Here is a 13,686-nt window from a genome sequence, read left to right on the forward strand (position 1 = left end):
GATCCGGAAATACAATATGAGTCCCAAACGAGACGGTGCGGCGGCGCAAGCCCCCGCGCCTGCCGGCGATTCTCCAGCCGCGCGCGCCGACTGGCTGCGCGCCGAGCTCGAGCGCCATAACTACCAGTATTACGTGCTCGACGCGCCGTCGATTCCCGATGCGGACTACGACGCGCTGTTCCGCGAGCTGCAGGACATCGAGACGGCCCATCCCGACCTGCTGACGCCGGAGTCGCCCACGCAACGCGTGGGCGGCCAGCCGCTGTCGGCTTTCGACACGGTGCGCCACGCCATCCCGATGCTGTCGCTCAACAATGCGTTCGAGGACGACGACGTGCTCGGTTTCGACCGTCGCTGCGCGCAGGGCCTGGGGCGCCCCGCGCAGGCCGAAGGCGCCGTGGACCTGTTCAGCGCCGTCGAAGCGGTGGAATACGCCGCCGAGCTGAAGTTCGATGGCCTGGCCATGTCGCTGCGCTACGAGGGTGGCCGCCTGGTACAGGCCGCCACGCGCGGCGACGGCGAGACCGGCGAGGACGTGACCGCCAACGTGCGCACCATCAAGGCCATTCCGCTGCGCTTGCGCGGCGATGCGGCATCGCTGCCGGCCGTGCTGGAAGTGCGCGGCGAGGTGTTCATGTACCGCCGCGATTTCGACAAGCTCAACGCCCGGCAGGCCGAGGCCGAGGAAAAGACCTTCGTCAATCCGCGCAATGCCGCGGCCGGCAGCCTGCGCCAGCTCGATCCGCGCATCACTGCCAGGCGCCCCTTGTCGTTCTTCGCCTACGGGCTGGGCGAGCTGCAGGGTGGGCCACGCCCCGAGACGCACAGTGCCATGCTGGACTGGTTCGCCGCGCTCGGCATGCCGGTCTGCGCCGAGCGCGCCGTGGTGCGCGGCGCGCAGGGGCTGCTGGATTTCTATCGCGGCGTGGGCGAACGCCGTGCGTCGCTGCCGTATGACATCGACGGCGTGGTGTACAAGGTCAATGTGCTGGCCGAGCAGGAACGGCTGGGCTTTGTCTCGCGCGCGCCGCGCTTCGCGCTGGCGCACAAGTTCCCGGCGCAGGAAATGACCACGGTGGTCGAGGACATCGAAGTGCAGGTCGGCCGTACCGGTGCCATCACGCCGGTGGCGCGGCTGGCGCCGGTGTTCGTCGGCGGCGTCACCGTGACCAATGCCACGCTGCACAACGAGGACGAGATCCGCCGCAAGGATGTGCATATCGGCGATACCGTGATCGTGCGGCGCGCCGGCGACGTGATTCCCGAAGTGGTGGCGGTGGTGGCGGAACGCCGGCCCGCCGATGCGCGTGCCTTTGTCATGCCCACGGCCTGCCCGGTGTGCGGTTCGCATATCGAGAAGCTCGAAGGCGAGGTGATCGCGCGCTGCACGGGCGGACTGATCTGCGCCGCCCAGCGCAAGCAGGCGCTGCTGCATTTCGCGCAGCGCCGCGCCATGGATATCGAAGGCCTCGGCGACAAGGTGGTCGAGCAACTGGTGGACCACGGCATCGTGCATACGCCGGCCGACCTGTACAAGCTCGGCGTGGCCAAGCTGGCCGCGCTGGAGCGCATGGCCGACAAGTCGGCCACCAACCTGGTGGCGGCCATCGAGACTTCGCGCCAGACCACGCTCAACCGCTTCGTGTTCGCGCTCGGCATCCGCCACGTGGGCGAAGCCACGGCCAAGGACCTGGCCAAGCACTTCGGCAAGCTCGACAACCTGATGGCAGCCGACGAAGCGGCCTTGCTGGAGGTCAACGACGTGGGGCCGGTGGTCGCGCAATCCATCGCCGGCTTCCTTGCCGAGCCGCACAACGTGGAAGTCATCGAGCAGCTGCGCGCGGCCGGCGTGCACTGGACGGAGAGCGAGCCGGCCGCCCGCGCCGCGCCGGCGCCGCTGGCCGGCAAGACCTTCGTGCTGACCGGCACGCTGCCCACGCTGTCGCGCGAGGACGCCAAGGAAAGGCTGGAAGCGGCCGGCGCCAAGGTGGCCGGCTCGGTGTCGAAGAAGACAGACTATGTGGTGGCCGGCGCGGAAGCCGGCAGCAAACTTGAAAAAGCCGAGGCGCTCGGCGTGCCCGTGCTGGACGAGGCCGCCATGCTGGCCTTGCTGGCCGAGGCCGGAACCGGAGAACAACCATGATCCGCGACATTCTCAAGATGGGCGACCCGCGGCTGCTGCAGGTGGCACGCCCCGTCACGCGTTTCAACACACCCGAACTGCGTACGCTGATCGACGACATGTTCGACACCATGGACCATGCCAACGGCGCCGGCCTGGCCGCGCCGCAGATCGGCGTGGACCTGCAGGTCGTGATCTTCGGCTTCGACCGCAATCCGCGCTACCCGGATGCGCCGACCGTGCCCAAGACCGTGCTGATCAACCCGGTGCTGACGCCGCTTGGCGATGAGCAGGAAGATGGCTGGGAAGGCTGCCTGTCCGTGCCGGGACTGCGCGGCGTGGTGCCGCGCTATACGCGGCTGAAATACACCGGTTTCGACATCATGGGGGCACCCATCGAGCGCGTTGCCGAGGATTTCCATGCGCGCGTGGTGCAGCATGAGTGCGATCACTTGCAGGGGGTCTTGTACCCGATGCGGGTGAAGGACTTTACGCGGTTTGGATTTACGGAGGTGTTGTTTCCGGATTTGCCACCCAATAGCGATGATTGAGGTTGTCCGGGAAGGCAGGATGGCTTCCCGGGCGCTTGAGGATCGAAGGCCGGACGTCTTGAGCGCAGCCGCCCCGGTGGTTCTGCTGGCATTGCTGCCTGGGCGGCATCGTGGCGGCCGCCTCGGTCGAGGGTTGCCAGGCGCTCCGTAGCGAGTTCATCCATCATGGGCTGCTCATCGAGCCAGCCTCCAGCCCCACACCCACACAGGCCCGGCCTTTCAGCCACAAGGCCAAAGCCAGCCCGTCCCATGCCAAATCCATATTTAACAGATATGGAAACGGCAATATCCATATATTTTACCTGCGGCAACGCCGGTGCTACCGTCTCGCTCCACATCCCGGGCCATTCCAACCGGGAGCCTTGGAGGAGACCAGATGAAGACCGTTCGTGGTGGCCGCGCACTGGCGTGGCCGGTGTTGATCGTCGCCATGTCGGCCAGCTTGCTGCTGGCCGGCTGCGGCGGGGACGATCCCGCAAGCTCGCTGTCGACGGTGCCGGGCAGCACGGCCGGCGGCGACGCGCCCGGCACGCCGATGGTTCCCGGCGCGCCGTCCCTGTCGCCGCTGGATGCCTGCACGGCGCTGGCCAGTGCCAGCCTGCCCGCATCGGCCCTGGCGCTGGCCAGCGGCGGCGCGCAGGTGGCCAGCGCCGTGCTGATAGCCGCCGACGCGGCCGGCAATACGCTGGGCGAGTACTGCGCGGTACGCGGGCAGATCCTGCCCGTGGACGCGAGCGCGCCCAGGATCAATTTCGCCCTCAACCTGCCGACGGCCTGGAACGGCAAGGCCATCCAGTTCGGCGGCGGGGGCTTCGACGGCAAGCTGATCGACGGCACGGAGACGGTGCGCTTCGCGCTGCCGGACGACCCGGCGCCCGTGGCGCGCGGCTACGCCACCTGGGGCGACGATTCCGGCCACCAGAGCGGCAGCATCACCGACGGTGCCTTCGCCGCCAATGACGAGGCGCTGGCCAACTACGGCGGCGACACGCTCAAGAAGACCCACGACGCCGCGCTGGCCCTGCTCAGGCAGCGCTACGGCCGTGCGCCGGATCGTGCCTACTTCCTCGGCACTTCCACCGGCGGGCGCGACGCGCTCAGCTACATCCAGCGCTGGCCGGCGGATTACGATGGGGTGATCGCCAACGAGCCTGCGCTCAACTACACCGGCACGCGCCTGTCGAACGTGGCGGTGGGCCGTGCGCTCTACCGCAACGGCGGCGCGGGCTGGCTCAATATCAACAAGACGTTGCTGGTGCAGGGCGCGGCCATGGCCGTCTGCGACAAGCTCGACGGCGCGGCCGACCAGGTGGTCAGCAATGTGGAGGGCTGCCGCGTGGGATCGCTGCAGGTGCTGGCCAGCCTGCGTTGCCCGGGCGGCACCGATACCGGCGACACCTGCCTGTCCGACGCACAGATCGACACCGTCAAGACCATCGAAAACCCGCTGCAACTGAGCTACCCGATCGCCAACGGCGTGACCGTGGCGGGCGGCTACAACCTGCTCGAAGGTGCGCTGGTGGCGGGGCCGTTCACCACGCGTGACCTGGGTACGCGGCCGGTGCCGGGGAATCCGGCCACCACGGCGGACGCCAACGTCTACCTGACCGGCGACCAGTGGGTGAAGTACTTCGTCACGCGCGTGCCCGGCTTCGACACGCTGACCTTCGATCCCGCCAGCCCGGGCGCCCATGTCGCGCGCGTGCAGCAGGTCTCGGCGCTGACCGACGCCACCAATCCGGACCTGTCCGGCTTCCTCGGCCACGGCGGCCGGCTGATCCTGCTGCACGGCCTGGCCGACGAGGTGATCAGCCCGAACTCCACCATCGCCTGGTTCCAGGCAGTGACGGGGCGCATGGGGCAGGCCGCGGTGGACCAGGGCATCCGCTTCTACACCGTGCCCGGCATGGGCCATGGCACCGGCAGTTTCCTGCCGGCGTGGAACTCGCTGACCGCGCTGGAGAACTGGGTCGAGCAGGGCGTGGCGCCGGGCACCCGCACGGTGATGGATACCAATGCCCAGACCTATGGCCGCGCGCGGCCGCTGTGCCAGTACCCGTCGTGGCCGAAGTACAAGGGATCGGGCAGCATGGACGCCGCCATCAACTACAGCTGCGCGGGCGCCAGCGGGCCGCCGCAGGCTTGCCTGAACCTGCCGTCCGCGGTGACGAACTACAAGGGCGGCAATATGCTTGGCGAGGAGCTGACGGTGCGGCTGGATCCGGCCACGCTGGACTACACCGTGACCGTCGACGCCAGCCTGCAGCGTGCCGCCGGCACCGCGCGCAGCGGCAAGCTGGTGGCGCAGGGCGGCTGCACTTTCGCCAGTGGCGAGAACGGGGCCTTGTTCACGCTCACCGGCGGCGGTGTCATGCTGGGCGGCGTGGCCAACGCGGCAGGCGCCGGCTTCGCGCCGCTGCTGGCCTTCCAGAGCGTCAGCAGCGACTACAAGGCGGTGGCCGACATCTACAACGTCAACGGCATCCAGTATGCCGTGGCGGGCGGCGCGGCCAGCATGGTGAACGGCTCGGCCCGGCTGCGGTCCTCGGCGGCGACCTGGCAGACCTGCGCGGATCCGGTCACCGGCGGCTTCATCACCTACGACGCGGCCTGCACCGCGACTACCAAGGGCTATATCAGCTGGAACAGCGCGCGCAATGCCTTCGACTATTTCGTGGGTGGATCGCCCACGGCGGGCGGCGGCACGCTGAGCGGCTCGCTGGTGAGCGGCATGGTCAACGGCAAGCCGGTGCCGCTGGTGCTGACGCGATCGGCCACAAGCTACGGCATGCAGTTCTACGCGCCGCAGCCGGCCAGCCTGCCGCTGGCAGCGGGGGCCGCGGACGGCAGCTATCGCGTGAGCGTGAGCGACGGCACGCAGCTCAACGCCGACCTGGCGGGCCTTGCCATCACGCGCGGCAGCGCGAGCGGCGCGCTGGCTTACAACCAGCCGGTGCTGGGTGTGATCGGCGCGACGGGCGGGGTGAGCGGGGCGTACACCGCGAGCGGTGGCGTGCTGTCCGGCACGCGCAGCGGCAGCTTCGAGCTGGGCCTGTTGTATTGACCCATGTCCGGGCCGGGAATGGCTGCGGGTGCTTCAGCTGCCCGCGGCGGGCTTCGCGCGGCGCCGGTGGCGCGCCGCGATGCGGTGGGTCAGCGCGACGAGCGCGGCGCAGGCAGGATCGTCGTCGCTCGCGCGGTAGGCCAGCGTGAGCGGGGCGCGCAGGCGGTCGGCTTCGAGCATCGGACGGTAGGCCACGCCGTGCGGGTTGAGGCCGGCCATCGAGGCTGGCACCACGCTCACGCCCGCGCCCGCGGCCACCAGGTTGAGGTTGCTCAGCATGCGCTCGACTTCCGCGCCCACGTGGGGCGTGAAGCCGAGCTGCTCGCATACGTTGAGCAGGTCGCCGTACATGCCCGGCGCGCCGGGCCGCCGCACCAGGATGAAATCGTCGCCGGCCAGCGCGCGCAGGGAGATCGGTCCCTGCGCCGGGCCGCCGCGCTTGCGCAGCAGGGGATGGTCCAGCGGCAGCGCGATCACCATTTCCTCTTCCAGCAGCAGGTCGAAGCGCAGGCCGGCGGGGCGTTCCACCGGGGCGCGCAACAGCGCGACATCCAGGCAGCCGGTGGCGAGCTGCTCGGTGACCTCGGCGGCGTTGCTCTCGCTCAGCTTGAGCGCGATGCCGGGGTGCTGGCGGCGGCAGGCACGCAGGACCTCGGGCGTGAGCTTGTGGGCCGCGGCCGAACTGGTGAAGCCGACCGAGAGCGAGCCCTCCTCGCCGCGCGCCATGCGCTGCATGCGCTGGCGGGATTGTTCCAGGCGCGCGAAGATATCCAGCACGTCGGCGCGCAACGCGCGTCCGGCCGCGGTCAGCACCACGCCGCGCGGCTGGCGCTCGAACAGGATCACGCCAAGTTCGGCTTCCAGCGCCTTGAGTTGCTGCGAGAGCGGCGGCTGCTGGATGCCGAGTTGCTCGGCGGCACGCGTGATATGGCCGGTTTCGGCCACGGTGAGGAAATAGCGGAGGTGTCTCAGTTCCATGCGAGTCTTTGCGAGCGGGTGTCGAGGCATATTTATAAGATATGCCATTGTATGTTTGCATATATTTTACATCCGGCCCGCGGTGGCCTAGCATGATCGGCCATGGCCGTCGAAAACAGGCGCAGGGGCGCCACGGCATCAGGAGACAAGACATGAAGACATTGCGGCGCGCGCTGTGCGCGTTGAGCGTGCTGGCGGCGGCAGCCCAGTTCGGCTGCGCGGCGCCCGGCCAGGGCAGTGCGGCGGTAGCCGCCCCTTCCGCCGCGCCGGCGGCGGGCAAGACCGCCGCCGTGCACTGGCAGCGCGTACGGCTGGGCGCCGGCGCGCAAGCCTACGATTTCCCGGTCTACGCCAGCCATCCGCTCGACGGCGACCTGCGCGGCATCCGCGAGGTGATCTTCGTGCAGCACGGGCTGCAACGCAACGGCGACGACTACTTCGCGGCCGGCGCGGATCTGCTCAGGCAGACCGGGCGCAACCCAGACGAGGTGCTGCTGCTTGCGCCCAATTTCCCCGGGACGCCGGACCAGGCCAAGGGCAAGGGTTTCGATGACATGCCGGTGTGGAGCGTGCAGGGCTGGATGGGTGGCGAGAATGCCGTCAACGCCCCGTTCTCGGTCAGTTCGCTGCAGGTCCTGGACGACCTCGTCGGCATGGTCACGGACAAGTCCCGCTTTCCCGGCGTGACGCGCGTGACCGTGGCGGGCCATTCCGGCGGCGCGCAACTGGTGCACCGCTATGCGGTGCTGAACAATGTCGACGAGCGCATCCGCGCCAGCGGCACCGACCTGCGCTACGTGGTGGCGAATCCTTCGTCCTATCTCTATTTCACGCCGGAGCGGCCGAGCGGCAAGGGCTTCGCGCTCTATGACACGTCCGTCTGCGCGGACTACGACAAGTACCGCTATGGCATGCTCGATATGGTTCCGTATGCGCGCGGCGCGACCGGCGATGCGCTGTTCCGCCGCTACCTGCAGCGGCAGGTGACCTATCTGGTCGGGTCTAACGACAACGACCCCAACCACCGCGTACTCGACAAGGCCTGCGGCGCCGAGGCCGAAGGGCCGACGCGGCTGGAGCGCGCGCGTGGCTACCTGCGCTACGAGAACTACCTGGGCGGCAGGCTTGGCAGCCAGCGGCCGCCGGTGCGGCACCAGGCCTTCGAGGTGGTGGGCGTGGGCCACGACCAGGCACGCATGCTCGGCTCGCAATGCGGGGCCAGGACGGCGTTCGGGCTGGCGGAATCGGCCAACGCGAATGGCGCGGCCTGCCGCGCGCCGCAGTTGTAGAGCACGGCGCGGCTGCCGCCCGGCCGCCGGGTTTGCCCGGGCGGGCAGGGCGGTGCGGCGGTGCTAGCATGACGCATCCCGCCGGCACCGGCATCTGATGCCGGCCGCACCTTTCTCCTGCCGTCATGCATGTCTCCAGGGGCCCGCGCCGCGGCACTGCGCCGTCGCCAGCGCGCCCGTCTTCTCCCTCCTTGTCCGTGGCTTCCGCCGCGCGGCGCCGGCAGCTCGGCGCGCTGGCCGGCCTGTCGGCGCTGGCCGTGCTGGGCCTGTACCGGCATCCCGCGCACGCCGCCGAGCCGGCCTGCCGCCTGCTGGTGGGCTATGGCGCCGGCGGCGGTGCGGACCACGTGGCGCGGCTGGTGGCGGACAGTCTCAGCCTGGACGGCTGCCTCACGGTGGTGGAGAACCGTCCCGGCGCAGCCGGGCAGATTGCATTGCAGGAGGCGGCTCGCGCGCCCGCGGACCGCCCCACGCTGCTGCTGGGCACCGTAGGCTCGGTCAGCATCGCTCCCTTGCTGGCGCCGCAGGCGCTCGCCCCGGGCCTGGTGCCGCTGGCCATCGTCGCCAGCACGCCGCACGTGCTGCTGACCGCGACCGCCGACATGCGCCTGCCCGAGCTGCTGGACGAGGCGCGCAGGCACCCCGGCCAGCTCGGCTATGCCTCGCTCGGCATCGGGTCGAGCGCGCACCTGGTCGGCGAGCTGCTATGCCGGCAGGCGGACGTGCAGATGACGCATATTCCCTACCCGGGTAGCGCCCGCGCCATGACCGACCTGCAGGGCGGGCATGTCAGCGTGCTGGTCAGTACGCTGCAGGCGGCGCTGCCGCTGGTGCGCCAGGGCAGGCTGCGCGCGCTGGCCGTGACCGGCAGCCGGCGCAGCGCACTGGCGCCGCAGGTGGCGACGTTCGGCGAGTCCGGTATTGCCGGCATGGACCAGCAAGCCTGGTACGGCGTGCTTGCGCCGGCGAGCTGGGCGGCACCGAGGCGCGCGGCGCTGGCCGCGCGCCTCGGCCGCGTGATGGCGGCGCCGGCCTTGCGCCAGCGCTTGCAGGCGGATGGTGCCGAGCCAGTGGCGTTGACGGGCGCGGCCGCGCAGGATTACCTGAGGCGCCAGCGCGAGGTGTGGCAGCAAGCCGTGGCGCTGGTCGGCGCGCGGCTTGGCTGAAGAGCGTCTGCGGGGATGTGCCGGCGGCCAGGACGGCCGCCGGTATTCAGTTCAGGGCGCGGGGCTCAGAACTTTTCGAAGGGGCCGAGGAAGCGCCACTGGCCAACCGGCAGGTCGCCCAGCACGATGCGGCCCATGCGCACGCGCTTGAGGCCGACCACCTGGAGGCCGACCTGTTCGCACATGCGGCGGATCTGGCGTTTCTTGCCCTCGCGGAGCACGAAGCGCAACTGCTCCTCGTTCTGCCAGCTCACCTTGGCCGGCTTGAGCGCTTCGCCATCGAGCGACAGGCCGTGGCGCAGCTTCTCGATCAGTTCGGCGGGGAAGACGTTCGAGATATTGCGCTCGACCAGGCCTTCGGGCGACTCCCACTGCACGCGCACCAGGTATTCCTTCTCCACGGTCGAGTCCTCGCCGATCAGGTGGCGCGCGACGCGGCCGTCCTGCGTCAGCACCAGCAGGCCGGTGGAATCGATGTCGAGGCGGCCGGCGGGGGCGAGGCTCTTGCGCTGCCACGGCGCGAAGCGCTTGTGGGTGGGATCCTGCTCCCACTGGTTTTCCGGCGCGAACAGCACCGCGGCCGGCTCATAGCCGTCCTCGGCCTGGCCCGACACATAGCCCACCGGCTTGTGCAGCAGCACGGTCACGCGCTCGCCTTGCTCCGAGCGCGCGGCCTGGTGGATTTCGATATTGGCGTCCGGGCTGACGCGCGAGCCGAGTTCGGTCACGGGCTGGCCGTCGACCAGTACCCAGCCGCGCGGAATCCATTCGTCGGCTTCGCGGCGCGAGCACAGGCCCAGTTCGGACATGCGCTTGGACAGGCGCACCAGGCCGTCGGCGCCGCCTTCGGCGCGCGGTGCCTGCGCCGCGGGCGCGGGACGCTCGGCACGCGCCGGGCGCTCGGAGCGCTCCGCACGTTCGGGCCGGCTGCCGCGGTTATCGCGCTGGCCACCATCGTACGGGCGGCGGGGGCGGTCCTGGCCTTCGCCGGGAGCGAAGCGGCGCGGACGGTCATCGCCTTCGCGCGGGCCGAAACGGCGCTGGCGATCGTCGCCTTCGCCACTGACGCGGCGGGGACGGTCCTGGCCTTCGCCGGGAGCGAAGCGGCGCGGACGGTCATCGCCTTCGCGCGGGCCGAAACGGCGCTGGCGATCGTCGCCTTCGCCACTGACGCGGCGGGGACGATCCTGGCCTTCGCCAGGAGCAAAACGACGCGGACGGTCCTGGCCTTCGCCGGGAGTGAAACGGCGCTGGCGATCATCGCCTTCGCCACCGAAGCGGCGAGGGCGATCCTGGCCTTCGCCAGGAGCAAAACGACGCGGACGGTCCTGGCCTTCGCCGGGGGTGAAACGGCGCTGGCGGTCATCGCCTTCRCCGCCGAAGCGGCGGGGACGATCCTGGCCTTCGCCAGGAGCAAACCGACGCGGACGGTCCTGGCCTTCGCCGGGGGTGAAACGGCGCTGGCGGTCATCGCCTTCACCGCCGAAGCGGCGGGGACGATCCTGGCCTTCGCCAGGAGCAAACCGGCGCGGACGATCCTGGCCTTCGCCGGGAGCAGAACGACGCGGACGGTCCTGGCCTTCGCCGGGGGCGAAACGGCGCGGACGATCGTCGCCTTGGCCGCCGAAACGGCGCGGATGGTCCTGGCCGTCTCCCGTGCGCGGGCCGCGCGGCGGGCGTTGCGCGCCGTCTTCGGGTTTCTTGCGCGGGCGGTCGCTGCCGCCCGCGCGTTCCTGTGCCTGCTTGATGCCGTCGACCACGGCCCGCACGCGCTGGCGGTTCAGGTCGGACACCCGCACCGGCCGGGTAGCGGCGGGCTTGCGGGTATTGCCAGCGGGTGTGGCCTTGATGCCCAGCGTCTTGCGCTTGGGCGAAGTGTCATCGGTCATATCTTCAATGCGGGGCGTCCGGCCTAGATGGCCAGCGCCGCCAGCAGGTCCTGTTCAAGCTGTAACTGCAATTTGTTGTCCGAGGCGAGGCGGCTGCCGTCGACCAGGAAAACGTCTTCAACGCGCTCGCCGAGCGTGTTGATGCGGGCGGTATGCACCGAGATGCGGTGCTTGGCCAGTACGCGCGAGATGGCGTACAGCAGGCCGGTGCGGTCATTGGCCGAGAGCGACAGCAGGTAGTACTGGCCGCGCTCGTCGGGGCGCAGGTCCACGCGCGGCTTGATCGGAAAGCTGCGCGACTGGCGCGACAGCCTGCCTTGCGAGGGTTCCGGCAGCGGGGCATGCGCCTGCAGGCGCTCGGCCAGTTCGTGCTCGACCAGCGCGATGATGTCGCGGTAGTTGCCGCTGGCCGCGCCGCCGATGCCGGGATCGGTGACCTGGAAGGTGTCGAGCGCGTAGCCGTGCCGGGTGGTGTGGATCTTGGCTTCCTGGATGGAGAAGCTCTTGCGTTCGAAGTAGCCGCAGATGCGCGTGAACACGTCCGGCTGGTCCTTGACGTAGACCGCCACCTGCATGCCTTCGCCGGCGGGCGATACGCGCGCCTTGACCACCGGGCCGTCGCTGCTGACCTTGTTGTAGAGGTGGCGCGTGAGCCAGGCGATGTCGCGTGCGTCGTGGCGCAGGAAGAAGGCCACGTCGAGCTGGGCCCACAGCGGCTTGCCGAGTTCGGGGTCGAAGGCCTTCAGGCGCAACTGCGCGATGGTGTCTTCCTTGCGCTGCGACCACAGCGAGTGCGGGTCGACGCGGGCGCCGCCGAGCACGCGCAGCGTGATGCGGTAGAGGTCTTCGAGCAGCTTGCCCTTCCACGCATTCCATACCTTGGGGCTGGTGCCGCGGATGTCGGCCACCGTCAGCAGGTACAGCGCGGTCAGGTAGCGTTCGTTGCCGACCACGCGGGCGAAGGCATGGATCACGTCGGCATCGGTCAGGTCCTGCTTCTGCGCCACATGGCTCATGGTCAGGTGGTGCTCGACCAGCCAGGCGATCAGGTCGGTGTCCTCGCGGCCGATGCCGTGCTGCTTGCAGAAGCGGCGCGCATCGCTGGTGCCGAGCTTGGAGTGGTCGCCGCCGCGGCCCTTGGCGATGTCGTGGAACAGCGCCGCCACCCACAGCACCCAGGGGCGGTCGAAGGTGGCGATAAGCTGGCTGCAGAACGGGAATTCGTGCGTGTGCTCGACGATGGCGAAGCGGCGCATATTGCGCACCACCATCAGGATGTGCTGGTCCACGGTGTAGACGTGGAACAGGTCGTGCTGCATCTGGCCGACGATGCGGCGGAAATTGATCAGGTAGCGACCCAGCACGCTGGTCTGGTTCATCAGGCGCAGCGCGTGGGTGATGCCTTGCGGCTCCTGCACGATGGCCAGGAACAGGCGGCGGTTCTCGGGGTCGTTGCGCCAGCGCGCATCCATCACCGTGCGCGCGTTGTACAGGCCGCGCAGGGTGCGCGGCGACAGGCCCTTGACCCCTGGCGTGCGCTCGTACACCAGGAAGGTTTCCAGGATGGCGTGCGGCTCGCGCTCGTAGAGATCGTCGCTGGTGATTTCCAGCATGCCCTGGCGTTCGACGAAGCGCTCGTTGATGACGCGCGTCACCTTGGATTCGCTGGGGAACAGCATGGCCTCGATATTGAGCAGCAGCACGATATTGAGCTGGGTGACGGCCTTGGCCGCCCAGTAGTACCGCCGCATCAGCTGCTCGCTGGCGCGCTTGTTGTTGTTCTGGCGGTAGCCGAACGCTTCGGCCAGCGCGGTCTGCAGGTCGAACACCAGCACGTCCTGGCGGCGTCCGGCCACCAGGTGCAGGCGCGCCCGGATGGTCTTGAGCAGGCGCTCGTTGCGCTGCAGCTCCTGCGCTTCGCGCTCGCTCAGCAGGCCGCGCTCGAACAGTTCCTTCCAGCTGTCGCCCAGGCCCGCGGCCTTGGTCATCCACAGGATCACCTGCAGGTCGCGCAGGCCGCCGGGGCTCTCCTTGCTGTTGGGTTCGAGCGCGTAGGGGGTGTCCTGGTACTTGGCGTGCCGCTGGCGTATTTCCAGCAGCTTGGCCTGGAAGAAGGCGCGCGGGTCCAGGTCGGCCTGGTAGCGCGTCTGCAACTCGGTGAACAGCTTGCGGCTGCCGGTCAGCAGGCGCGCTTCGAGCAGGGAGGTCTGGATGGTGACGTCCTGGCGCGACTCGCGGATGCAGTCATCCGCCGTGCGCACGGCAGAGCCGATCTCCAGGCCCAGGTCCCAGCACAGCCCGATGAACTTTTCCAGGCGGCAGGTGGTGTCCGCGTCCGGCTCGGACGGCAGCAACAGCAGCACGTCCACATCCGAGTGCGGGAACAGTTCGCCGCGCCCGTAGCCGCCCACCGCCACCAGCGCGCACTGCGCCGGCAGGCCCAGGCCGCGCCATGCCTCGACCAGCGCGGTGTCCACCGCGCGCCGCAGGCGCGTGAGCAGGTGGCCGACGTGGCCGTGCGTGTTGAATTCGTCGAACACGGCCTGCTTGTCGGCCTTCAACTGATCGCGAACACGGGTGGCGAGGATGAGTTCCGGCGTGGCGTCCATGGGTTGGGCTTGGGACAT

8 protein-coding genes are annotated in these 13,686 nt (G+C 69.6%); 5 read left to right on the forward strand and 3 right to left on the reverse strand.

Translation table 11 applies throughout. The features are described from left to right. Nucleotides 1-16: 16 nt before the first annotated feature. The 3 genes from ligA (at nt 17) to AB4Z48_RS08475 (ending at nt 5,737) form a co-directional block, all read left to right on the forward strand. Nucleotides 17-2,143 carry an NAD-dependent DNA ligase LigA gene (gene ligA / locus AB4Z48_RS08465; protein ID WP_441613467.1) on the forward strand — a complete coding sequence of 709 codons (2,127 nt, stop codon included), beginning with the start codon at nt 17-19 and terminating at the stop codon, nt 2,141-2,143. Continuing rightward, nucleotides 2,140-2,673 carry a peptide deformylase gene (gene def, locus AB4Z48_RS08470; protein WP_441613468.1) on the forward strand — a complete coding sequence of 178 codons (534 nt, stop codon included), beginning with the start codon at nt 2,140-2,142 and terminating at the stop codon, nt 2,671-2,673. Before ligA ends, def begins: the two co-directional genes overlap by 4 nt. Nucleotides 2,674-3,049: 376 nt before the next feature. Continuing rightward, nucleotides 3,050-5,737: a tannase/feruloyl esterase family alpha/beta hydrolase gene (locus tag AB4Z48_RS08475; RefSeq protein WP_441613469.1), complete on the forward strand. Its 2,688-nt coding sequence runs from the start codon at nt 3,050-3,052 to the stop codon at nt 5,735-5,737. 33 nt (nt 5,738-5,770) lie between these two features. On the opposite strand, the gene AB4Z48_RS08480 is transcribed toward AB4Z48_RS08475, so the two are convergent. After that, the gene (locus tag AB4Z48_RS08480) at nt 5,771-6,715 is read right to left on the reverse strand and encodes a LysR family transcriptional regulator (protein WP_441613470.1); all 945 of its coding nucleotides are present in this window, start codon (nt 6,713-6,715) and stop codon (nt 5,771-5,773) included. A 152-nt stretch (nt 6,716-6,867) separates the two neighbouring features. On the opposite strand from AB4Z48_RS08480, the gene AB4Z48_RS08485 reads away from it, so the two are divergent. Then, a complete protein-coding gene (locus AB4Z48_RS08485) occupies nt 6,868-8,004 on the forward strand; it encodes a hypothetical protein (RefSeq protein ID WP_441613471.1) in 1,137 nt (378 codons plus the stop codon). A gap of 197 nt (nt 8,005-8,201) precedes the next feature. Beyond that, nucleotides 8,202-9,170, forward strand: a complete 969-nt coding sequence (locus tag AB4Z48_RS08490; protein ID WP_441613575.1) for a Bug family tripartite tricarboxylate transporter substrate binding protein — start codon at nt 8,202-8,204, stop codon at nt 9,168-9,170. Between the two features lie 65 nt (nt 9,171-9,235). On the opposite strand, the gene AB4Z48_RS08495 is transcribed toward AB4Z48_RS08490, so the two are convergent. Both AB4Z48_RS08495 and AB4Z48_RS08500 read right to left on the reverse strand, forming a co-directional pair. Next, complete coding sequence (locus AB4Z48_RS08495) at nt 9,236-11,059, reverse strand: pseudouridine synthase (RefSeq protein ID WP_441613472.1); 1,824 nt, start codon at nt 11,057-11,059, stop codon at nt 9,236-9,238. A gap of 23 nt (nt 11,060-11,082) precedes the next feature. After that, nucleotides 11,083-13,668: a [protein-PII] uridylyltransferase gene (locus AB4Z48_RS08500; protein WP_441613576.1), complete on the reverse strand. Its 2,586-nt coding sequence runs from the start codon at nt 13,666-13,668 to the stop codon at nt 11,083-11,085. Nucleotides 13,669-13,686: the final 18 nt, after the last annotated feature.

It is taken from the genome of Cupriavidus sp. 2TAF22 (genome assembly GCF_052115045.1).
Taxonomy (GTDB): domain Bacteria; phylum Pseudomonadota; class Gammaproteobacteria; order Burkholderiales; family Burkholderiaceae; genus Cupriavidus.

What these genes read in the sequence shown, in the direction of transcription:
- AB4Z48_RS08475 (WP_441613469.1), top strand. Translation starts at nt 3,050, where the DNA reads ATGAAGACCGTTCGTGGTGGCCGCGCACTGGCGTGGCCGGTGTTGATC.
- AB4Z48_RS08480 (WP_441613470.1), bottom strand. Translation starts at nt 6,715, where the DNA reads ATGGAACTGAGACACCTCCGCTATTTCCTCACCGTGGCCGAAACCGGC.
- AB4Z48_RS08500 (WP_441613576.1), bottom strand. Translation starts at nt 13,668, where the DNA reads ATGGACGCCACGCCGGAACTCATCCTCGCCACCCGTGTTCGCGATCAG.
- ligA (WP_441613467.1), top strand. Translation starts at nt 17, where the DNA reads ATGAGTCCCAAACGAGACGGTGCGGCGGCGCAAGCCCCCGCGCCTGCC.
- AB4Z48_RS08485 (WP_441613471.1), top strand. Translation starts at nt 6,868, where the DNA reads ATGAAGACATTGCGGCGCGCGCTGTGCGCGTTGAGCGTGCTGGCGGCG.
- def (WP_441613468.1), top strand. Translation starts at nt 2,140, where the DNA reads ATGATCCGCGACATTCTCAAGATGGGCGACCCGCGGCTGCTGCAGGTG.